The sequence below is a fragment of the Streptosporangium sp. NPDC051023 genome (assembly GCF_040689595.1).
GTDB lineage: Bacteria > Actinomycetota > Actinomycetes > Streptosporangiales > Streptosporangiaceae > Streptosporangium.
The window spans coordinates 1-20,341 of record NZ_JBFBCE010000020.1 but is presented as its reverse complement, the minus strand read 5'-3'; the positions used below and the strand labels follow the sequence as shown (position 1 = coordinate 20,341).

17 protein-coding genes, 1 pseudogene and 1 riboswitch are annotated in these 20,341 nt (G+C 69.4%); of the genes and pseudogenes, 11 read left to right on the top strand and 7 right to left on the bottom strand.

Translation table 11 applies throughout. The annotated features are described in order from the left end of the window. Positions 1 to 132: 132 nt before the first annotated feature. On the bottom strand, positions 133 to 2,292 hold the full coding sequence (locus AB0395_RS15505; RefSeq protein WP_366281007.1) for a beta-propeller domain-containing protein: 2,160 nt from the start codon (positions 2,290 to 2,292) through the stop codon (positions 133 to 135). Between the two features lie 86 nt (positions 2,293 to 2,378). Here AB0395_RS15505 and AB0395_RS15500 point away from each other — a divergent pair, with 86 nt between their 5' ends. The 3 genes from AB0395_RS15500 (at position 2,379) to thiC (ending at position 7,093) form a co-directional block, all read left to right on the top strand. Beyond that, positions 2,379 to 3,944 carry a succinic semialdehyde dehydrogenase gene (locus tag AB0395_RS15500; protein WP_366281006.1) on the top strand — a complete coding sequence of 522 codons (1,566 nt, stop codon included), beginning with the start codon at positions 2,379 to 2,381 and terminating at the stop codon, positions 3,942 to 3,944. 302 nt (positions 3,945 to 4,246) lie between these two features. After that, the gene (locus AB0395_RS15495) at positions 4,247 to 5,116 is read left to right on the top strand and encodes a hypothetical protein (RefSeq protein WP_366281004.1); all 870 of its coding nucleotides are present in this window, start codon (positions 4,247 to 4,249) and stop codon (positions 5,114 to 5,116) included. A 151-nt stretch (positions 5,117 to 5,267) separates the two neighbouring features. Continuing rightward, a riboswitch (TPP riboswitch) is annotated at positions 5,268 to 5,380 on the top strand. Next, entirely contained in the window at positions 5,375 to 7,093 is a 1,719-nt protein-coding gene (thiC, locus tag AB0395_RS15490; protein WP_366281003.1) for a phosphomethylpyrimidine synthase ThiC, read from the top strand. (Overlaps the previous riboswitch by 6 nt.) A gap of 242 nt (positions 7,094 to 7,335) precedes the next feature. Here the strand turns inward: thiC and AB0395_RS15485 are convergent, their stop codons facing one another. The 3 genes from AB0395_RS15485 to AB0395_RS15475 all read right to left on the bottom strand — a co-directional run bounded on the left by AB0395_RS15485 (position 7,336) and on the right by AB0395_RS15475 (position 10,373). Next, positions 7,336 to 8,064 (bottom strand): SDR family oxidoreductase, encoded by a 729-nt coding sequence (locus tag AB0395_RS15485; RefSeq protein WP_366281002.1) that lies wholly within the window; start codon positions 8,062 to 8,064, stop codon positions 7,336 to 7,338. Positions 8,065 to 8,224: 160 nt separating this feature from the next. After that, complete coding sequence (locus tag AB0395_RS15480; RefSeq protein WP_366281001.1) at positions 8,225 to 8,935, bottom strand: response regulator transcription factor; 711 nt, start codon at positions 8,933 to 8,935, stop codon at positions 8,225 to 8,227. 34 nt (positions 8,936 to 8,969) lie between these two features. Then, the gene (locus AB0395_RS15475) at positions 8,970 to 10,373 is read right to left on the bottom strand and encodes a histidine kinase (protein WP_366280999.1); all 1,404 of its coding nucleotides are present in this window, start codon (positions 10,371 to 10,373) and stop codon (positions 8,970 to 8,972) included. A 248-nt stretch (positions 10,374 to 10,621) separates the two neighbouring features. Here AB0395_RS15475 and AB0395_RS15470 point away from each other — a divergent pair, with 248 nt between their 5' ends. From AB0395_RS15470 to AB0395_RS15455, 4 genes are all read left to right on the top strand, one after another. Then, entirely contained in the window at positions 10,622 to 11,998 is a 1,377-nt protein-coding gene (locus AB0395_RS15470) for an alpha/beta hydrolase (RefSeq protein WP_366280997.1), read from the top strand. Between the two features lie 34 nt (positions 11,999 to 12,032). After that, entirely contained in the window at positions 12,033 to 12,527 is a 495-nt protein-coding gene (locus AB0395_RS15465; protein WP_366280995.1) for a hypothetical protein, read from the top strand. 146 nt (positions 12,528 to 12,673) lie between these two features. Beyond that, complete coding sequence (locus tag AB0395_RS15460; protein ID WP_366280993.1) at positions 12,674 to 12,898, top strand: hypothetical protein; 225 nt, start codon at positions 12,674 to 12,676, stop codon at positions 12,896 to 12,898. Further along, positions 12,895 to 13,308 (top strand): type II toxin-antitoxin system VapC family toxin, encoded by a 414-nt coding sequence (locus AB0395_RS15455; RefSeq protein WP_366280992.1) that lies wholly within the window; start codon positions 12,895 to 12,897, stop codon positions 13,306 to 13,308. Before AB0395_RS15460 ends, AB0395_RS15455 begins: the two co-directional genes overlap by 4 nt. A 158-nt stretch (positions 13,309 to 13,466) precedes the next feature. On the opposite strand, the gene AB0395_RS15450 is transcribed toward AB0395_RS15455, so the two are convergent. The 3 genes and pseudogenes from AB0395_RS15450 to AB0395_RS15440 all read right to left on the bottom strand — a co-directional run. Next, on the bottom strand, positions 13,467 to 14,102 hold the full coding sequence (locus tag AB0395_RS15450; RefSeq protein WP_366280991.1) for a hypothetical protein: 636 nt from the start codon (positions 14,100 to 14,102) through the stop codon (positions 13,467 to 13,469). 141 nt (positions 14,103 to 14,243) lie between these two features. Further along, positions 14,244 to 14,636 (bottom strand): VOC family protein, encoded by a 393-nt coding sequence (locus AB0395_RS15445; protein ID WP_366281158.1) that lies wholly within the window; start codon positions 14,634 to 14,636, stop codon positions 14,244 to 14,246. A gap of 159 nt (positions 14,637 to 14,795) precedes the next feature. Next, positions 14,796 to 14,954, bottom strand: a pseudogene (locus AB0395_RS15440) (IS701 family transposase); the annotation flags it as partial. Positions 14,955 to 15,397: 443 nt separating this feature from the next. Between AB0395_RS15440 and AB0395_RS15435 the strand changes: the two are divergent. The 4 genes from AB0395_RS15435 to AB0395_RS15420 all read left to right on the top strand — a co-directional run bounded on the left by AB0395_RS15435 (position 15,398) and on the right by AB0395_RS15420 (position 20,233). After that, positions 15,398 to 15,871: a nitroreductase family deazaflavin-dependent oxidoreductase gene (locus tag AB0395_RS15435; protein ID WP_366280990.1), complete on the top strand. Its 474-nt coding sequence runs from the start codon at positions 15,398 to 15,400 to the stop codon at positions 15,869 to 15,871. Positions 15,872 to 16,205: 334 nt separating this feature from the next. Beyond that, positions 16,206 to 17,066 (top strand): glycoside hydrolase family 16 protein, encoded by an 861-nt coding sequence (locus AB0395_RS15430; RefSeq protein ID WP_366280989.1) that lies wholly within the window; start codon positions 16,206 to 16,208, stop codon positions 17,064 to 17,066. Between the two features lie 70 nt (positions 17,067 to 17,136). Then, positions 17,137 to 18,534 (top strand): pyridoxal-dependent decarboxylase, encoded by a 1,398-nt coding sequence (locus AB0395_RS15425; protein ID WP_366280987.1) that lies wholly within the window; start codon positions 17,137 to 17,139, stop codon positions 18,532 to 18,534. Between the two features lie 178 nt (positions 18,535 to 18,712). Continuing rightward, positions 18,713 to 20,233, top strand: a complete 1,521-nt coding sequence (locus tag AB0395_RS15420; protein WP_366280985.1) for a DUF885 family protein — start codon at positions 18,713 to 18,715, stop codon at positions 20,231 to 20,233. Positions 20,234 to 20,341 lie beyond the last annotated feature (108 nt).

Below are 20,341 nucleotides of genomic sequence, written 5' to 3'. Positions count from 1 at the left end.
ACGTTGGGCACGTGTGTTGCGCAAGAGGTAACACTTACTCAAGTAGCCTGACAAGATCTTGTAAAGGTCGATATGTCCGTGTAATGGAGTGCCCCGGAACCTGCGTGTCCGCGGGCTCCGGGGCATGGGGGATCAGTCGAACGGGATCCAGGCCTGGTCGGCGAGGCCGTTCATGTCACTGACCTTCAGACCCTGCTCGGAGACCGTCCAGAGGCTGTCGCCGATGACGAGCGAGCGGCGGATGCTCGGGTCGGACATGGCCATGCGGGTGTCCTTCACGGGCTTCGGCGCCGGGTGGACGACGGTCCCCGTCTTGGTGACGGAGGAGTCGTCGATCTTCAGAACCAGCGCGGAACCCTCGGTCCCCGCCGTGCCGTCCCAGGTGTTCAGCGGCAGGACCGCCATACCGGTCTTGGCCCAGTAGAGGAAGGCGTGCGGGTCCCACTCGGCCTCAGAGCCGGAGTTCTTCTGGAACATCTGCGACAGGCGGCGCGGGTTGGCCGGGTCGCTCACGTCGAAGAGCGAGACCTGGGTGCCGAGCGTGCGGCCCTTCTCACTCGCCTCCTGGCCGATGCCGATCAGCCGCCCGTCGCCCGCCGGATGGAGGTAGGCGGAGTAACCGGTGATCTTCAGTTCGCCACTCTTCTTCGGGGCGGCGGGGTCGCTCAGGTCGAGCGTGTAGAGCGGGTCGACCTGCTTGAAGGTCACCACGTAGCCCGCCGGGCCAATGAACCGGACCGAGTAGATCCGCTCGCCGTTGCCCAGGCCGCCGATCTCGCCGACCTTGGCCATCGTGTCGCCCTTGAGGACGTAGACGGCGCTCGAACTGTTCCGCCCGTCGGGCGAGGTCGAGGTGGTGGCGATCCGCAGGTTGCCCTCGTACTCCGACAGGGAGTACTGGTTGAGCAATCTGCCGGACACCTTCCCCGAGGCGACGTAGCGAGGCGTGCCGGGCGCGCTGATGTCGAACCGGTGGACCTCGGTCTCCTCGGGCGGCTGCGGGGGCGCCGAGGGGGGCTCGAGCGTCGCGGATGTCGTCGTCGGAGCGGGGGAGGTCGTCGCGGGGTCGGGCGACGAGGGGGAGGTCGAGGAGTCAGACGACGGCACGACTGCGGGCGGTTCCGTCGGCGTCGGCTCGACCTGCGGGGCCTGCCCGGTGCCGCTGGGCTTCGGCGTCTCCTGCGGGGTCTGCTCCGTGCTCGCGGGCGTCGCGGTCTCGGTGACCGTGTTCGAAACCGTGTCGTCGATCGGCCTGGGCCACCACCACCAGCGCGGGTTGCTGGCCACGTACAGGCTGGAGCCGGTGCCGTAGACCGTGTCGCCGTCGGCCGCGATGCTGATCGGCGCGCTGTCGGTGATCCCCTGGGACAGGTCCAGGGTGTGCACGGTCAGCATCGAGGTGCCGGTGTAGTCGTCGGGGTGGCTGACCTGCTCACACTTGACCGAGCCCGTCGAGGTCACGCCCTTGGCGTCCGTCGTCTCGAACGTCGGCAGCCACGCCTTGAGCGGCGCCTTCTTCACGATCTCCGCGTTCCGCGCGGTCCGTTCCTTGTCCGAGAAGTCGCCGGGGCCCAGGTCGGGGAAGGGGATCTCGGGCTGGCTGCGGACCACGATCCGCACCGTCGAGCCGACCATCCTGGCGTCGACGTGGGAGCCGTTCGGGGTGAGCGAGCCGATCACCTTCGGCGCCCCGGACAGGTCGACGAGCACGTAGCGCGGTCCCGGGCTCGCCGCCCGCTTGACCATCGCGCCGTAGGGCACGATCCCGCCGCCGGAGAAGAGCACCAGCGCCCTGTCCCCGCTGAGCAGCAGGTCGGCGGGGGCCCACCACTGCTCGGAGTCCACCAGCCTGAGCGAGCCGGTGACCTTCCTGGTCGCGGCGTCGATCACCCGCAGCACGCCGCGGCTCACCGTGATCACCCGGTTGCCGTCGGTCTTCACCAGGTCGGGCTCGTCGACCCCGGCCTCGTGCGTGTTCGTGGTCGAGTGCTCCTGTGACTGTCCCGACCCCACCGATGACTTGGCCTGGGGCGAAACGACGTCCGAGCGTGCCTCGGCGTACATGATCGGCGAAGCCCCGAGCCCCCACGGACCGACGTTCTTGACCGCCGCCGCCCGCAGCCCGGTCAGCATGTCGTCACAGCCGCTGTAGGAGACCAGCTTGACCTTCCCCAGGTCCACAACCGGTGTCGTACGGCTCGCGCCGCCCACTGTCTCCGTGGAACTGCACCCCGTGGCGAGTAAAGCGGCGGCGAGGGTGACTGCGCCGGCCGTACGAATGGATGTCCTCATGCCACCTACCACGGATCGAAATCGCGTCCGGTTCACCCCGTTACCGCCTGGTAGTCAACGACGATCGCCCGGAATATTCTTCGAGTATGGCTGTGACTCTTGGAGCAAACCGGACACTCGATCCGGCCATGATCGAACGTGTCGTTCGGCAGGTGACCTCCGGCGGCAGGACGCAGGAGATCACCGCGCCGTTCACCGGAGAGACCCTCACCGAGCTTCCCGTCTCGACGGCTGAGGACGTCCGCGCCGCGTACGCCAAGGCCCGCGAGGCACAGCGGGCGTGGGCGGCGCTGCCCGTGCACGAGCGGATCAAGCCTTTTCTGCGCATGTACGACGCCATCATCGACCGGCGCGAGGAGATCCTCGACGTGGTCCAGTGGGAGACCGGCAAGGCCCGCAAGCACGCCTTCGAGGAGGTCCTCGACGTCGCGGGCTGCACGCTCCACTTCGTACGGCGCGCCCCCGGCCTCCTCGCGCCCCGGCGCAGGGCGGGCATCTTCCCCCTGGCGACCAGGGTGTTCGAGGCGCGTCAGCCCAAGGGCGTCGTGGCGCTGATCTCCCCGTGGAACTACCCGCTCTCCCTCGGAGCGCCCGACGTCATCCCCGCCCTGCTCGCGGGCAACGCCGTGGTCCACAAGCCCGACACCCAGACCGCGCTGTCCACGCTCTGGACGATCGACCTGCTGGTCTCCCTCGGGATGCCCAGCGGCATCTGGCAGGTCGTTCTCGGCGACCCGGCCGAGGTTGGCGAGCCGCTGATCGACGAGGCCGACTATGTGGCGTTCACCGGCTCGACCAAAGGCGGCAGGAAGATCGCAGAGGCGGCCGCCTCGCGGCTGATCGGCTGCTCCCTCGAACTCGGCGGCAAGAACCCGATGGTCGTGCTCGACGACGCCGATCTTGACGCGGCCGCCCAGGGCGCGCTGCGCGCCTGCTTCACCAGCGCCGGGCAGCTGTGCATCTCCATTGAGCGGCTCTACGTCCACGACAGCGTGTACGACGCGTTCGTCGACCGGTTCGTCCGCCAGACCCGAAACATGAAGCTCGGCTCCGGGTTCGACTGGAGCGTGCAAATGGGCTCGCTCACCTCCCAGCGCCAGCTCGACGCGGTCGGCGCCCACGTGGACGATGCCGTCGCCAAGGGGGCCAGGGTCCTGACCGGCGGGAAGGCGCGTCCCGACGTCGGCCCGCTGTTCTACGAGCCCACGATCCTGGCCGATGTGGACGAGAGCATGGCCCTGTGCCGCGACGAGACCTTCGGCCCCGTCGTCTCCGTCTATCGCTTCCACGACGACGACGACGCGGTTGAGAAGGCCAACGACACCGTCTACGGCCTCAACGCCTCCGTCTGGACCCGGGACCTGGCCAGGGGACGCGCGCTGGCCACCCGCATCAAGGCGGGAACGGTCAACATCAACGAGGGGTACGGCTCGGCCTACACCTCCTACGACGCGCCCATGGGCGGCATGAAGTCCTCCGGGCTCGGCCGCCGCCACGGGGACGAGGGCCTGCTGAAGTACACCGAGGTGCAGACCGTCGCCAGCCAGGCCTCCTGGCTCGGCTTCGAGCCGATCCTTGGCATGACCTACGACAAGTACGCCGACACCCTCGCGGTGCTGCTCAAGACCATGAAACGACTCCACCTGAAGTAGGCCATGAGGCGTCCGGGCCCGGAGAACCACGGGCCCCACTACCTCATGCCCGGGGGTTGTGGCGATGGGTCCCTTTGGCGTCCGTACAGCTACGAAGTACAGCAGTAGCCTGGCTGCGAACCTGCTAAATGGGTGTTTTCGGACTGGGGATCCGTGTTGCGTGGTTTTACCGATGCCGATAAGCAACGAGTCTGGAAGTATCACGTCCGCCTTTGCGGCGGACTTCGCCATTGGCCCCGGGAAATGCCAATGGCGGCCGATACCTGCGTCAACCCACGCGACGACATGAAGGAGTGCTCATCGTGACACCCGAGACGGCCCCGGCGACTGACCTCAGCGGGTGGAGTGCCGCGCTGGCTGGCGCCTTCGAGATACTGCTCGGCGGAAAGCCGACCGTCGACCCCGCCGCCGGATACGGGGTGTATTACGCCTCGGACCCCCTCGACGAGTTCCTGTTCCCGAATCCCTGGGCCACCCCTGACGCGCTGTCAGGTCGGGAGCCGAGGCACCTTCCGGATCCGGACGGTGAATACCCCTTCTCTCCTTGGGCATGGCAGTTCAGCCTGAGCGAGTCGCTGTTCCGCTTCGACGCCGAACTCCTGGCAGGAACGGGAGCGTGGGGCGACGGCGGACACAAGGGCCCCCGGCCGTTCGACGACACCTTCGTCGCCGACCTGCGGACCGTCTCCTCGGTCGATGAAGCCGGTGAAGCGCTGGTGCACGGCGCGGAGTTGGGACCGCTCCTGGACCGCCATGGCATCGACCTGACCAGCGAGGAATCCGGGAAACTGAACGGCTGGCTGACCGTGCTGCTGCGCGTCGCCACCGATGGCACGCTCACCGATGCGATGCGGGCCGCCACGTTCACCGAGCGTGGCCCCGGACACCTGGTGTCGATTCACGACATGGATGACGCCTTCTCCGCCGACGAGCCCTGGGAGGAAAGGCTGAGCGCGGTCACGCATCCCGCGCTCCGCGACCATCTCCGCATGCTCTGCCGCACCGAGGACGACGCGCGCAGCGAGGGCGGCTTCTACTACGGCACCGACCACTGGCCGTGGAGCGATCTCCTGGAAGCGGTCGGCTGCTCCCTTGTCGCAGGCTGGGGGTTCGGCGAGTCCCAGGCCGGTACCGCCGTCGTGCGATTGGCAGACAACCCAGGAGCGCGCTGAGCACGCCGCTTCACAATCTCTCACTGAGAACACCTCGGTAGGGAATCAGCGACTCCTTTAGCCGATCGTGTCCGCGTCTGGCGGCCAGTAGCCGAACGCGGACAAATAATGCATCATTGGGGCGCGAACTGGGGTGATCCCAGGTCGGCACGTAAGCCAAAGCGGGAGCTCGGGGCAACCGGGCTGAGAGGGCAGCTATCGCCGCTGCCGACCGCATGAACCTGACCGGGTAATGCCGGCGTAGGGAGTAGTTTTCTTATGGTTTCGCCTGCCCAAGGTGCGGTTTCGCCTGCCCGCAAGACGTATCTCATCGGTTCGCGCCCGGACATCCGCGTGCCGATGCGTGAGATTCCGCTGACCAACGGGTCCACCGTCGTCCTCTACGACACCTCGGGCCCGTACACCGACCCCGCCTACACCGCCGACTCGAAGAAGGGCCTGCCGCCACTGAGGGCGGCGTGGCGTCACCCCGACGAGGTGGCTTCCCCCGATGAGGCGGCCTCCTGCGGCGGGACGGGTTCCTGCGGCGGGACGCTGGTCGGGAACTCCGCCGTTTCCGCTTCCACGGGCATCACGCAGCTGGCCCGTGCCCGGCGCGGAGAGATCACGCCGGAGATGGAGTTCGTCGCGCTGCGCGAGGGGGTCGCGCCGGAGTTCGTCCGCGACGAGCTGGCCCGTGGCCGAGCCGTACTGCCCGCCAACGTGAACCACCCGGAGAGCGAGCCGATGATCATCGGCCGCAACTTCCTCGTGAAGATCAACGCCAACATCGGCAACTCGGCCGTCGCGTCCTCGATCGAGGAGGAGGTCGACAAGATGCGTTGGGCCACCCGCTGGGGTGCCGACACCATCATGGACCTGTCGACCGGAAAGCGGATCCACGAGACCCGCGAGTGGATTCTGCGCAACTCCCCGGTCCCGGTCGGCACCGTGCCCATCTACCAGGCGCTGGAGAAGGTCGGCGGCAGGCCGGAGGCGCTGTCGTGGGAGGTCTTCCGCGACACGGTGATCGAGCAGTGCGAGCAGGGCGTCGACTACATGACGGTGCACGCCGGGGTGCTGCTGGCCTACGTGCCGCTGACCGCCCGCCGCAAGACCGGCATCGTCTCGCGGGGCGGCTCGATCCTCGCGGCCTGGTGCCTGGCCCACCACGCGGAGAACTTCATCTACACGAACTTCGCGGAACTATGCGAGATCCTCGCCGCCTACGACGTGACCTTCTCCCTCGGTGACGGGCTGCGCCCCGGCTCCATTCACGACGCCAACGACGAGGCCCAGCTCGCCGAGCTGCGGACCCTGGGAGAGCTGACGAAGGTCGCCTGGGAGCACGACTGCCAGGTCATGATCGAGGGGCCGGGCCACGTGCCGATGAACAAGATCAAGGAGAACGTCGACCTGCAGATGGAGCTGTGCTCAGAGGCGCCGTTCTACACGCTCGGCCCGCTGACCACCGACGTCGCGCCCGGCTACGACCACATCACCTCGGCCATCGGCGCCGCGATGATCGGCTGGTACGGCACCGCCATGCTGTGTTACGTCACGCCGAAGGAGCACCTGGGCCTGCCCGACCGCGACGACGTCAAGGCGGGCGTGATCGCCTACAAGATCGCGGCACACGCGGCCGACCTGGCCAAGGGACACCCCGGAGCCCAGGCGTGGGACGACGCGCTGTCGGAGGCCCGCTTCGAGTTCCGCTGGGAGGACCAGTTCAACCTCTCCCTCGACCCGGAAACCGCGCGCTCCTTCCACGACGAGACCCTCCCCGCCGCCCCGGCGAAGACCGCGCACTTCTGCTCGATGTGCGGGCCGCACTTCTGCTCCATGCGGATCACCCAGGACGTGCGCGCCTACGCCGAGAGGAACGGCCTGTCGGACGGTGAGGCGCTGACGGCCGGGATGCGGGAGAAGGCCGAGGAGTTCGTGCGCGGCGGAGGACGGGTCTACCTGCCGATGCCCACGCCTCCTGGCGATGACTAGCTGATCGGGGCCGAGGGAGGGGCTGTGGGAATCCACGGGGTCCCTCCCTTGACCCACTTTCGTCCACGAGGTCGGTCGTGACCATTTGGCCTCCTGCCCGGCCGGTCTGTCAGCCGGTCTTGATGGCGATTCCCGGGAAGGCGGTGGTGCATCCGGTATTTCAGGTATTTACGGTGCAATCAATGTCTTAGTTGCGTATCCACATCCGTGACAGACGGCGTCGGCCCCCTGGGGAACGGGCCTCAGGCCAGGCCGCCGGTCGCCCGGAGGTTCTGGCCGGTCATCCAACGTCCATCGGGTCCGACCAGAAAGGCGACCACGTCGGCGATGTCGGCGGGCGTGCCGAGCCTGCCGAGCGCGGTGACGGAGGCGACCCGCTCCAGGGCCTCGGCCGGGTTGGTGCCGCGCAGCAGGTCGGTGTCGGTTGCCCCGGGCGAGACCGTGTTGACCGTGATGCCGCGCGACCCGAGCTCCCTGGCCGCCACGGCGGTCAGCTGCTCGATCGCCCCCTTGCTGGCGGCGTAGGGCGCGTTGCCCGGCGCGGGACGGACCGTGTTGACCGTCGAGATGTTGACGATGCGGCCGTCGTCACGCATGCGCCGGGCCGCGTACCGCATCGTCAGGAAGGTCGTCTTGGCGTTGACCCTCATCACGTCGTCGAACACGGCCTCGTCGGTGTCGGCGATGGATGCGACCCGGAAGCTCGCCGCGGCGTTGTTCACCAGGATGTCGAGCCCGCCCAGACGTTCCTCGGCGATTTCCATCAGCCGTTCGGCGGCCCCCGGCTCGGCCAGGTCGAGCCTGATCCCATACGTCCCCTCGGCCGTCGCGGTGATTTCGGCCGCGGCCGCCGTACTGGAGGCGTAGTTGAACACCACCTCGGCGCCGTCCCGCGCCAGCCGTTCCACGATCGCCCTGCCGATGCCCCGTGACCCGCCGGTCACGACCGCTGCTTTTCCCTTCAGCTGCATTCCGCCAGCCTTTCATCCGTCCGGTTCCGGAACAAGATCGTTCTGGTGCCGCCGGGAAGGCTCGGGGCGTCCGAGAAAAGCACGGATCGTTCGAGCGGGGAGAGCCCCGACTGCACCGTCTCGTGGGAGGACACCTATCCTCTGGGCCCCCGCTGCAGGGTCATCCGGAACCGCCGGGGGAGATCAGGCCGGTCTCGTAGGCCAGTACGACGGCCTGGACACGATCACGGAGGCCGAGCTTGGACAGGATGCGCGTGACGTGGGTCTTCACCGTCGTCGGGCTGAGGGTCAGCCGGTCGGCGAGTTCGGCGTTGCTCAGGCCGGTGGCGAGCAGGCGCAGCACCTCCAGCTCTCGGGGCGTCAGCTCGGACAGATCGCGGTGCGGGGTGGCCTTCGCCTCGTCGCGGCGGGCGAAACGCTCGACCAGGCGACGGGTGATGCTCGGGGCGAGCAGGGCGTCGCCGGAGCGCACCAGCCGTATCGCGGCCACCAGGTGCTCGGGCGTGACGTCCTTGAGCAGGAAGCCGCTGGCACCCGTGGTGAGGGCGGTGTAGACGTACTGGTCGAGATCGTAGGTGGTCAGGATGAGGACGCGGGTCTCCTCCGCGCCGCCGGTCAGGATCCGCCGGGTGGCTTCGAGGCCGTCCATCCGTGGCATCCGGATGTCCATGAGCACGACGTCGGGCCTGGTGCGCCGGACGGCGGCGACCGCCTCGGCTCCGTCGGCCGCCTCGGCCGCGACCTCGATGCCGTCGGCGGTGAGGATCATCCGGAATCCGGTGCGTACCAGGGCCTGGTCGTCGGCGATGACGACGCGCAGCGGCCCGCTCACGGGGTCGTCCGGCGGGAGGGCGGGCGGTGGCCGGTCCACGCGGTCGTCCGGGGGAGGACGGGGGACGGCCGGTTCACGCGGTCGTCCACGGGAGGCGGGCTGTGAGTCGGTATCCGCCGCTTTCCGGCCCGGCGTCCAGGCTCCCGCCGTAGACGGCCAGCCGCTCGCGCAGTCCGATCAGCCCCCGACCGTTGCCGCTCAGCCCCCGACCGTTGCCGGTGCGCGACGGGACGGTGTCCCGCGCTCCGCCGGTGTCGGTGACCTCGATCTCCAGCCAGTCGCCGTCGTGGCCGATCGTGACGGACGCCGCGGCGCCGGACGCGTGCTTGATCGTGTTGGTCAGGGCCTCCTGCACGACACGGTAGGCGGCCAGGTCGACCCCGGCGGGCAGCGGACCAGGTGGAGGTGACAGCGCGACGCTCACCGGCGTTCCGGCGGCCCGGACCCGCTCAACCAGGGCGTCGAGCCGGTCGAGACCGGGTTGTGGTTCGAGCTCGTCGTCCGCGCCGACGGGGCGTCCGCCGTCCGGGCCCGCGAGCAGGCCCATGACGTGGCGAAGCTCGGCCATGGCGGCCCGGCCGCTGGCCTCGATCGCGAGCAGAGCCTCCTCCGACAGCTTCGGCTCCGCCTCCAACACCTTGCGCGCCGCGCCGGCCTGGATCACCATCACGCTCACATTGTGGGTCACCACGTCATGCAACTCCCCGGCGATCCGGGCGCGCTCCGCCTCGACGGCCCTGCGCGTTGCGTCCTCCTGGGCCCGCTGCAGTTCGGTGAGTCGACGCCGGCTCGCCCTGAGCCGCTGCTGCCAGAAGTGGACGAGACTCGCGGCGACCCCGGCGCCGAGCAGCACGACGAAGGGGCCCAGCCAGCTCGGCAACTGCGGGGCGACGTCCCGGAAGGCCGCCCCGGCCAGTACGGCCGCGAGCACGAGACCGGCCAGCGCGGGCACCCGGTTGCGGCTGTGGGCGACGGCGCTGTAGGCCGCGACGGCGCAGGCCAGCACGGTGATCCAGGTCGCGCCCTCGCGCGTGGCCAGCGCCGCGGCCAGCACCGTCCAGAAGACGGCGAGCGGATAATGGCGTCTGGCCGCCAGCGGCAACGCCGTCAGCATCACCAGGAACAGGGACGGCTCGTAGGTCCGGGAGCCGACGAGGACGGGCGTGGGGTCGGAGAACAGGTCGGTGCCGAGGGGCCCGGGCGAAAAAGGCAGGACCTGGATGGGCGGCCGGGCGTTGCTGTCCACGGACACGACGTGCCGCAGTTGCAGGGCGTCGAGCAGGAAGTCCGGCCTCTTGACGTCGCCGTGGTCTCCGCCGGGGAAGTTCGCCGCCGCGACCACCGCGAGGACGGTCAGCGCGACCGCCAGCAGCACGTCGGCGGCGAGTGCTCGGCGAGACGGTCTGACGGGTTCCCCTGCCGGGCGCAGCGCGTCCCGCACGTACCGTCGCCATAGTCGTCGTCCATATGCCGCCACCTGCACATTGTCGCCTCTGCCCGCTTCGGCCACATCCGCCGTGAAGACCACGGCCTGGTTCCCGGGAAGTACATCGCGGGGATGACACCGGGCCGGATCATTCCCCGGGGGTACCCGATGTCGACGCGACGGCCGACGCGCACGGGGGCCGGCGGAGCCTACCTTCGTTCCCGCCATCGGGCCGTTCACGGGTGCCTTCCGCCAGGGCGGCCGTCTCGGCTGAAAAGGACGGACATTTCATGAACCGTGTGACCGAACGGGAAAACACAGTCGAGCGGTACGGCGCCGCCGTCGCACCGCCTTCCGCCTCAGGGAACGGCGGGGCGACGCGCCCCGGCGGGGGAAGACCGAGAGTGCGCGGCCCGATCCTCCGAGGCGCCCTGGCCGCCGCCGTCGGCCTGCTCGCCCTCGCCGCATCCGCCTCCCCCGCGTCCGCCGCTCCCACACCCACGCCTGCTTCCTCCGCCTCCGCCGTACCCTCTCCCGCTCCCACGTCTGCTTCCTCCGCCTCCCCGACGCTCGTGCCGCCTGTGCCGCCCGCGCCGGCCACGCCGACCGGCGCGGCGTCCCTGCCCGCGCCGACCGGTTCCCACCCGGTCGGCGCCACGTTCCTGTACCTGAAAGACACCTCCCGCCCCGATCCCTGGGTCCCGACCGTGAAAGCCAGGGAGCTGATGGTCTCCCTGTGGTACCCGGCGAAGTCACCGGGCGGGCGGCGGGCTCCGTACATGACGCCGCAGGAGTCGGAGGCTCTGCTCAAGGGGGAGGGGATCACCAACCTGCCGCTCGACATCCTCAGCAAGACACGGACCAACGCCTTCCTCGACGCGAAACCGGCGGGCCGCAAGCACAGCCTGCCCCTGGTGGTTCTCTCTCCGGGTTTCACCAGATCCCGCAAGACGCTCACGGGCCTCGCGGAGGAGTTGGCGAGCAGGGGCTACGTGGTGGCCGGAATCGACCACACCTACGAGAGCCGGGGCACGAGCTTCCCCGACGGGCGGGTCGCCCCCTGTGCCGCGTGCGAGGTCGACGATCAGGAGGGCTTCCACGAGAAGGCGGTGGACGGCAGGGCGGCCGACGTCTCCTTCGTGCTCGACGAGCTGACCGGGCCACACTCGAAGTGGAAGGGCGCCTCCCTGATCGATCGGTCCAGGATCGGGATGTCGGGTCAGTCCATCGGGGGCGCGAGCTCTGTCGCGGCCATGCTGAAGGACGACCGGATACGCGCCGGGATCAACGCGGACGGCACCACGCACGCCCCCATCCCCCAGAGCGGGCTGGCACGGCCGTTCATGTTCCTGGGTAATCAGGAACGCCACAGCCCGGGAGGAGGCGACACGTCGTGGGACCGTGACTGGAAGCTCCTGACCGGCTGGAAGCGCTGGCTCGTGGTGGCAGGGGCGGCGCACGCGTCCTTCACCGACCTCCCGCTGCTGGCGGACCAGCTCGGCGTGCCCCATGGCGCCGAGATCTCCGGGGCCCGCTCTCTGGAGATCACCGGCCAGTACGTCCACGCCTTCTTCGACCTGCACCTGCGGGGCGAGCGGCAACCCCTGCTGGACGGGCCCTCGGCACGATACCCCGAGGTCAAGCACTGCTCGGTGGACACGAAGACCTGTCAGTAGGACATCACCCGGCGCGGCCGGTTCCCGTCCGCCGGTGACATCACCACGTTCGAACGACCACCGCTCCGCCGGACGCCGCCCGGCGGAGCGGTGTGCCTCGGTGGCTCGCCCGGTGGAACTGGCGGGGCTGTCCCAGGACCCGGATTTTCGCGTCGGCGTACGGCGCATGGCCGAGCGGTACGCGGCCGAACGGACCCAGAGCGACACCACGGTCCCTCGCCGCGACTCCGTCGCGATGGTCCGTGACCAGGTAGGTCCGGCCCTGGCGGGCGGCATCGCCCCGGCCTCGCCTCAGGCCGATCCGATCGTCGCGGCGGTCACGGCACAGTACGCGCACGTCTTCGGTTGCCCCGACGACGTCGGCCTTCGGCGTCGGCTGCTGGACTGGCTGGAGACCGTGAACGACCCCCGTAGGGAGCGGTACCTCCGGCTGCTCGCGGTGATCAACGACTGGCCCGCCCCGGAAAGCCTGGCGCCGGTGTTCGACTGGTTCGTCCAGGCCCTGCGCGTCCGGATACCGGGTGAGTGAGCCGATCGCGGTGTCGGCATCTCGGAGACATCCCCGAGGAGGATCTCGGAGGCATCCCTGAGGAGGGGAGAAGGCGTTGCCGTGGTTCTCTGTTCGCGCATAAGTGCATGCATGGATGCATGCAAATTGCATGCTATGGTGATGGTATGGGAACCATTCAGATCAGGGACGTCTCCGACGAGACCGAGCGGACGCTGAAAGCGCGGGCCGAGCGCGAAGGCAAATCGCTGACGGCTTATGTGCGTGACCTGCTGAACGAGGAGGCGAACACCCCGACGATGGACGAGGTGATGGCCAGGATCGCCGCTGACGAGCCGGTGCCGTATGACCCTGACTTCGTTCGCGAGACGATGCGCGAGGGGCGCCGGTGAGCCTGGTGGTGGACGCCTCGATCGTTTTCCGGCTACTGGCCAACGTGAAAGGCGACGACCTTCTTCGGCAGCGGTTGGCCCGTAAGGTGCACGCCCCGGCGTTGATCGATGTGGAGATCGCCTCGGTGGTGCGCGGGCATGTGATCACCAGTAAGCCGGAAGTCCGCATCTCCGAGGCGCGGGCCCAGATCATGCTGGAACGTTACGCCCAGCTCAAGATCGTCCGACATCCGATGCTTCCTCTGCAGGTGCGGGTGCTGGCGCTGCGGAACAATCTCGCCGCCTATGACGGCATGTATGTGGCCCTCGCCGAACTGCTGGGAGTGCCGCTGCTGACCGATGATGCCAAGTTCGCCGGCTCTACGGGACATCGGGCGGAGATCCATCGTTACCCACCGCCGCTGGTGTAGATCGTCCTACGATGCGTCGCGGACAGCGGCTTTCACTCTTTGACTGTCTGATGAGGGGGCGGATCGGAGGATCGCGCCGATCGGGGGTGAGGGGAGTGTTCGGCATCGTGGTGTCAGCCCTTGGCCGGAACAGACGGTGCTCCGGCCAAGGGAACGGGTCAGGAGCCCTGGCCGGAGTTCTGGTCGGTGCCGGTGCCGGTGCCGGTGCTGTTGTCGGTGTCGCCGGGGCCTCTGTGGCCATCTCGCGGTCCGCCGCCGAGCAGGCCCGCGCGCTGCGCCTTGAGAACGGCGTCGGCCTCGGCCTGGGTGAGAGTGCCTGCGGAGACGGCCGTCTTGAGCCGCTCGCTCAGGGCCGACTCGGCCTCGGCGGACCGTTGCTGGCGCAGCGTGTCCAGGGCCGCGGTGACCTTGTCGACGGTGATGCCGAGCTTGGCGGCCAAGGCCTGGGCGAGCTGTTGCCGGTCGCCCTGCTCGCCCCGCTGCCCGTTCCCGGACGACCGGTCGCCGCCCTCGGCCGTACGGATCTCCTGCAGGGCCGTGGAGACCTTCTGCGCGTCGACGCCGAGCAGCTCGGCGAGCTTGGCGGCCAGCTGGCCCCGAGCGGCCTGGTCGCCGCCGTGCCGGCCGTGCCGCCCGTCGACAGACGGGGCGTTGGTCGGGGCGCCGGGGTCGCTGGAGGTGCTCGACGAGGGGGTGGGCGTCGGGTCGGCCCAGGCCACCATTGGGGCGAGGAGCCCACCGGCCACGGCGGTGCTGATCCCGGCGATGACGGCAAGACGCTTGGTGCGGTTCATGGCGGTCCTTAGGTCGATGCGGATCATCGGATCTGTCATCGACAATCGGCCCGCCTTATGAGACGCCTCTGGTGGTGAGCTGAGAATCCGATGAGGACGCCGGGCCCCGCGGCCGGTCCATCCGGGACGTGATCCCGCCGGTCAGACCGAGCCGAGCAGATCCCAGCGGTTGCCGGCGATGTCGAGGAACACGGCGACCCACCCGTACGGCTCCGCGCGCGGCGAGGTCACGAACTCGACACCCGCGGCCGTCATCCGCCGGTAAGCGGCGTCGAAGTCGTCCACCCGCAGGAAGAACCCCACCCGCCCGGCGACCTGGTTCCCGATCGCCGTCGCCTGATGCTCCCCGTCTGCGCGGGCGAGGAGGATGCCCGTTTCGGCACCCGGCGGGCGGACGACGACCCACCGTTTCGGACGGCCGTCGTTCGTCAGGGACGGCGAGTCCTCGGCCAGCTCGAAGCCCAGGATGCCGACGAAGAACTCGATGGCCGGGTCGTAGTCGTCCACGACGATCGTGAACAGGTCGATTCGCATGATCCCCGATCGTAGGGTGGCAGGCCCGGTCACGGTGGTCAGGCGGGCGAGGGGCTCGGCGTAGCCGACACAGGTGGTGGTCGCGGTGCGGGACGCCAGGAAACGCTCGACGGCGGCCGCGGCCGATGAACCGGTCGAGCGGCGGCGCGGGTACCCGGACGACATATTCCATATAGATGTGCGGCAGCCGTCGAGCAGCAGGCCGCGCAGGTAGGCCAGGCCTTTGGCCCGCTGATCCGAGCGGGCCAAAGGGGTGAACACCTCAGTGGCGAAGGTTTCCAGCCATTGCCGGGTATGCGTGAGTTGTTCGGGGGTCACCCCCGGAGAAACCATCACACAGTCACAACAAGCGGACCCGGCAAGGCACTACTAGGGGATGAGGCCGTACTCGATGGCCGTCGCGGCAGAGGCCGCGACCTGCGCGGCCGCGACGGTGATCAGCGCTACGGCGAGCATGATGACGAACCTGACGGTGGTACGCATGCGAGTCTCCTTCAACTGTCGGTTGGCGAACTCTCCTCGTTCTTCGGAGCAAAGCCGAGTACGGATGGCACCGACTGGGGCCCGCGCTCGGAAGTCGGGCCCGAAACGCATGAATCGGTCGTCCGGTGTCATGCTCGGCGTCACCGGGGCGTCATATTGGCGACCTCGCGTAATCAGGTGTCGCCTATTCCATAGAGCGGGAACGATGGTCTCGCCTTCGCGCGAGGCTTGTGTTGAACTGCGTAACATAATCCGTGCGCGACGATGGGGTGAGCGCGATGTCTCTTGAGGGCGAGTACGAGCCGAGTCCGGCGCAGTGGGTGCGCGAACAGGTCGAGCTGTATGAGAGTTCGGGCGGCACGCAGGGGACGACGCTCTGGGACACGGGCCTGCCCGTCGTCATTCTCACGACGCGCGGCGCGAAGAGCGGCAAGATCCGTAAGATCCCGCTGATGCGCGTGGAGCATGAGGGGCAGTACGCAGCCGTGGCCTCGAAGGGCGGCTTCCCGCGTCACCCGGTCTGGTACTTCAACGTCACGTCCGACCCGCACGTGGAGCTCCAGGACGGGTCCGTACGCCAGGACATGACGGCCCGTGAGATCGCCGGGAACGAGAGGGCCGAGTGGTGGGAGCGCGCGGTCGCCGCGTATCCGCCGTACGCTGAATATCAGGAGAAAACCGACCGTGTGATCCCCATTTTCGTGCTGGAACCCGTGCCCGGCGGACGCCCACCGTCGTCAACGAGGGCCTGATCCGCGCGGCCCGCGACATGCTGCGCAGCCCCGGCCAGTAGCGTGACCACCATCGCCAAGATCCTCGGTGTCAGCCGGAACACGATCTACGTGGAGTTCATGCCGGGACCATATAGGCCGGGATCATCATTTCGGACCGGGTTCGTCGCAAGCGGGTGGAGGCAGAGCGGCTTCATGCCTGTCCACATGGTCGCCGCAACGTGCGTGCCGTTTATGGGGCCTTCCGTAGAGGATTGTTGAAGTGGTTCCGGTTTGGTGTTGATCGATCGCTACGCTGCTGTCCCAGTCAAGATCACGAAGGCCGCATCGGCCGTACGGGGAAAACGGACACAACATGGACAAGCGGCACAATCACCGGCGACGTGTGCTTCTCGCGGGGGCGGGAGCGGGAGTGGTCGTCCTCACGGCCGTCGCGGGGGTCGCCGCCGCTGACCCGGTGAGGCCGAAGCTCGTCGCGCAGCGGCAGCTCGTCGGCGCGGCCAGCGACGAGTTCGCCGGCTCCGCCCTCGACACCGCCAAGTGGAAGACGGGCCTGTGGTACGCCAAGTCGGGCGTGGGGGCGTTCACCGATGCGAACGTGAGCGTGGCCGGCGGCAACCTGGTGCTCACCGCCAAGAAGGAGGCCTACAACGGCTCTCCGTACACCTTCGGAGCCGTCGAGTCGAGGTTCGACGTGCCCGGTAACAGCTACGTGGAGGTGCGCGCCAAGGTCCTCGACTCCCGGGCGAACGTGCTCAGCGCCATCTGGCTGCAGTCCTCCCCGCTGTCGGTGCAGAACAACCCGAACCCCGAGATCGACATTCACGAGACGTTCAGCTACCGCCGGCTGGTGTCCACCCTGCACCGGTGGGTCTGGCCGTACTCGGACAAGTCTCACCTGGTCGACGGTGACAAGCGCTCCGACTTCGGGGTCACGGACACCAGCACCGGCTACCACGTGTACGGCCTGGAGCGCAGGAACGGCAGGCTGCGCTTCTACGCCGACGGCCAGCTCGGCTGGGACGTGGCCGCGCCGGACCCGGCGTACGTCAACATGGCGCGGCACATGGTGCTGAGCCTGGAGGGTCACCTCGGGCAGCCGAACGACGCCTACCTGCCGTCGACGTTCCTGATCGACTACGTCCGGACCTACAGCTACGCCGGGGTCAAGGCCGCCCGGTCGCCCGTCCCCACCTCGTCGGCGACATCGCGCTGACCGCGGCGAATGCGGGCGCCCCATCCCGCGAAAGTGGAGATTTGTCGGGGATTCGTCCAGTATCCCGGGTGTGATCTGGAACGTTGAGGAGTTCGTGAGCGCCGCGGGCGTGACCGTCGAGCGGCTGGCCGCCTACGTGGACGGCAGCCAGCGGGGGCTGTCTCCCGTCGTCGGGCGACGCCCGCCGGGCGAGCTGGCCGAGCGGCTCGGGCTCGCGCGGTGGATCCGCGAGGGCGGGATGACCCAGGAGACGTACGCGGAGTTCCTGGCGACCTACCTCGACGAGGGCACCAGGTTCCATCACCCCGGCTACCTCGGCCACCAGATCGCCGCGCCCGACTTCCCCGCCGCGCTCGCCGACTTCGTGCACGGTGCCGCGAACAACCCGATGGCGGTCTACGAGATGGGCGCCGCCGCCGCGACCGTCGAGTTCGAGGTCGTGCGCTGGATGCTGGAGCGGGCCGGGTACGGCGAGGCGGGCGGGGGCGTGCTCACCCACGGAGGGTCGCTGGCCAACCTCACGGCTCTGCTGGCCGCGCGGGCGGCGGCCGTACCGGACGCGTGGGCCGAAGGGGTCCCCGGCGATCTCGCGCTGCTCGCGCCCGAGTCGGCGCACTACTCGCTCACCCGCGCCGCCGCGATCCTCGGCCTGGGAGAGCGGGCGGTCATGCCGCTGGACGCCGACCCTCTCGGCCGGATCGACGTCACGCGGCTGCCCGCCGCCCTGGACCGGGTACGGCGGGCGGGACGGCGGCCGATGGCCCTGGTCGCCGCGGCGTGCGCGACGGGCACCGGGCTCTACGACGACCTGCGGGGGATCGGCGAGTTCTGCGCGGCCAACGGCGTCTGGTTCCACGTGGACGGCGCCCACGGGGCCTCGGCGCTGCTCGCGGACGGGTACCGGCACCTGCTCGACGGGATCGAGCTGGCCGACTCGCTCACCTGGGACGCGCACAAGATGCTGCGGACCTCCAGCCTGGTGGCGGCCGTGCTGACCAGGCGCGAGGGCGACCTGGACACGGCCTTCCGGCAGCGGGCGAGCTACCTGTTCTACGGTGACCAGGGGTTCGACTCGATCGGCAGGACTGTCGAGTGCAGCAAGGCCGAGCTGGGGCTGAAGGTCTTCCTCAACCTGGCCTGGCGGGGAGAGCGCGGCCTGGGCGAGCACGTCGCGCGGCGGTACGCCACGGCTCACCGTCTGTGGGAGCTGGCCGGGGAGCGGCCCGGCTTCGACCTGCCGTACGAGCCGGAGAGCAACATCGTCTGCTTCCGGTACGGCGCCGGCGACCAGGCCCGCATCAGGGAGCGGCTGACGGAGGACGGCGCCTTCCACCTGACCTCCGCCGAGATCGGCGGTGTCCGCCACCTGCGCGTCACCGTGATGGCCCCCGCGACGGACGACAAGACGCTTGAGGCGCTGCTCGACCGGATCCGTGAGGTGGAGCCGCAGGAGTTCCGGGTGCCGTGAGCGCCGTGGGTGCGGTGAGGGCGTCGGGAGTTCCCGCCCGGGCCGTGACGGGCCTCGATGTGATCCGTTTCCCCGGGATTTCCGCTGACGCCCCCGGACGTCCTGCGGGCATCAGCGGGTGACACTTGGCCTTTTCATCCTGATCACTGCTGGGCCGTCCTGATATAGCGTCAAGCTCATGACCGAACTCGACAGCCGCCTGCGCGCGGTGTGCGATCTGGCCGTTGCCCAGGCCCGGGAGATGGCAGGCAGGCACGAGTACGACGGCCTGATCCAGGACCTCTCACCGGAGGGTGTGCGTGCGGGCCTGGCCGCGCTCGGCGAGGGACCGTTGCCCGAGGACCCCCACGACGCGGCGCATCTGCAGATCTTCGAGGAGGCGGCGCGAGTCCAGTTCGGAGAGCTGGAGCTGTACCGCGGCAGCCCGCTTCTCCACCTGGAGAGCCTCGACCTGGCCACCTACGACAGGGAGTACGCCCCGGAGGCGGAACGGGGCGCGGCCAGGAACGCCCACCTCGCCCGCTGGCCGGAGGCCGTCGACCAGGCGATCGCCTCTCTCGACCGGCTCAGCGCCCCCGTCGCGACCGCGCTGCTCGGCGCCGTGCGCGGCCTGGCGGCCGGAGTGCCCGCCGGCGCCGAGGAGTCCGTGCGCGAGACGGCGCTGAAGGCCCACGCCCGCCTGGTGGAGCACGTCGAGGAGGCCTCGCGCTCCGGTGACCCCGATGCCTCCCTCGGGGCGGCGGGGCTGGCCAGGCTGATGGGAGCGGGCGACGGTCTCACGGTCGATCTCGGCGCGCTCGCCGAGCGTGCCGACGCCGAGCGCGACCGGCTGCTGGCCAGACTGGCCGACTCCTGCGACCGTCTCGGCCTGGAGGGCCGGTCCCCGCTGGAGCTTGCCCGCGAGCTGGTCAAGGATCACCCGGGAGCCGACGGTGTGATCGAGGCCGCCAGGGCGGGCACCGAGCGGGCGATCGCGTTCACCCGTGAGAAGGACCTGGTCCCCTACCACGACGGCGAGTGCCTGGTCGGGATCGCGCCCGAGTCGCGCAGGTGGGCCACGGCGATGATGAGCTGGGCCGCGCCCGGGGAGCCCGAGGGCCCTTCGTGGTACCACGTGACCCCGCCCGACCCCTCCTGGCCCGAGCGCGATGCCGAGGAGTGGCTGGAGATGTTCAGCGAGACCACACTCCCGGCGATCAACGTGCACGAGGTCGCCCCCGGCCACTTCTCCCACGGCCGCGCCCTGCGCCATGCCCCCTCACCGGTGCGCAGGACGCTGATGTCGCTGGCGTTCGCCGAGGGCTGGGCGCACTACGCGGAAGAGCTCTGCGTCGAGGAGGGTTTCGCGCCCGAGGACCCGCGCTTCGAGATCGGGGTCTGGCTTGAGGCACTGATCCGGGTGACCCGGCTGGCCTGCGCCATCGGTGTCCACACCGGCGCGATGACCGTCCAGGAGGGCGCCCGCCGATTCGAGGCCGACACCCACCTCGCAGGTCCCGCGGCGCTGTCCGAGGCGGCGCGGGCCACCTTCGACCCGACCTACGGCCGTTACACCTGGGGAAAGCTGGAGATCCTCGACCTGCGTTACCGGGCCAGGGCCGAGTGGGGCGCGGGATTCACTCTCAAACGCTTCCATACGGCCATGCTCGACCTTGGCTCCCCGCCCCTCGGCCTGCTCGGCGACATTTTCACTCGGTAGACGGGTCAGTGGTCGACGGCGGTCACGCACCTTCCCGGGGTTGATCGTGCTGATGCTGGAAGCCGCCGGGATCAGCGAGGGGGACAGGGCGCTGGAAATCGGCACCGG

Excerpts from the sequence above, each read along its gene's own strand:
- AB0395_RS15505 (WP_366281007.1), bottom strand. The coding sequence starts at position 2,292 with ATGAGGACATCCATTCGTACGGCCGGCGCAGTCACCCTCGCCGCCGCT.
- AB0395_RS15500 (WP_366281006.1), top strand. The coding sequence starts at position 2,379 with ATGGCTGTGACTCTTGGAGCAAACCGGACACTCGATCCGGCCATGATC.
- thiC (WP_366281003.1), top strand. The coding sequence starts at position 5,375 with ATGGTTTCGCCTGCCCAAGGTGCGGTTTCGCCTGCCCGCAAGACGTAT.
- AB0395_RS15485 (WP_366281002.1), bottom strand. The coding sequence starts at position 8,064 with ATGCAGCTGAAGGGAAAAGCAGCGGTCGTGACCGGCGGGTCACGGGGC.
- AB0395_RS15460 (WP_366280993.1), top strand. The coding sequence starts at position 12,674 with ATGGGAACCATTCAGATCAGGGACGTCTCCGACGAGACCGAGCGGACG.
- AB0395_RS15450 (WP_366280991.1), bottom strand. The coding sequence starts at position 14,102 with ATGAACCGCACCAAGCGTCTTGCCGTCATCGCCGGGATCAGCACCGCC.
- AB0395_RS15445 (WP_366281158.1), bottom strand. The coding sequence starts at position 14,636 with ATGCGAATCGACCTGTTCACGATCGTCGTGGACGACTACGACCCGGCC.
- AB0395_RS15435 (WP_366280990.1), top strand. The coding sequence starts at position 15,398 with ATGTCTCTTGAGGGCGAGTACGAGCCGAGTCCGGCGCAGTGGGTGCGC.
- AB0395_RS15430 (WP_366280989.1), top strand. The coding sequence starts at position 16,206 with ATGGACAAGCGGCACAATCACCGGCGACGTGTGCTTCTCGCGGGGGCG.
- AB0395_RS15420 (WP_366280985.1), top strand. The coding sequence starts at position 18,713 with ATGACCGAACTCGACAGCCGCCTGCGCGCGGTGTGCGATCTGGCCGTT.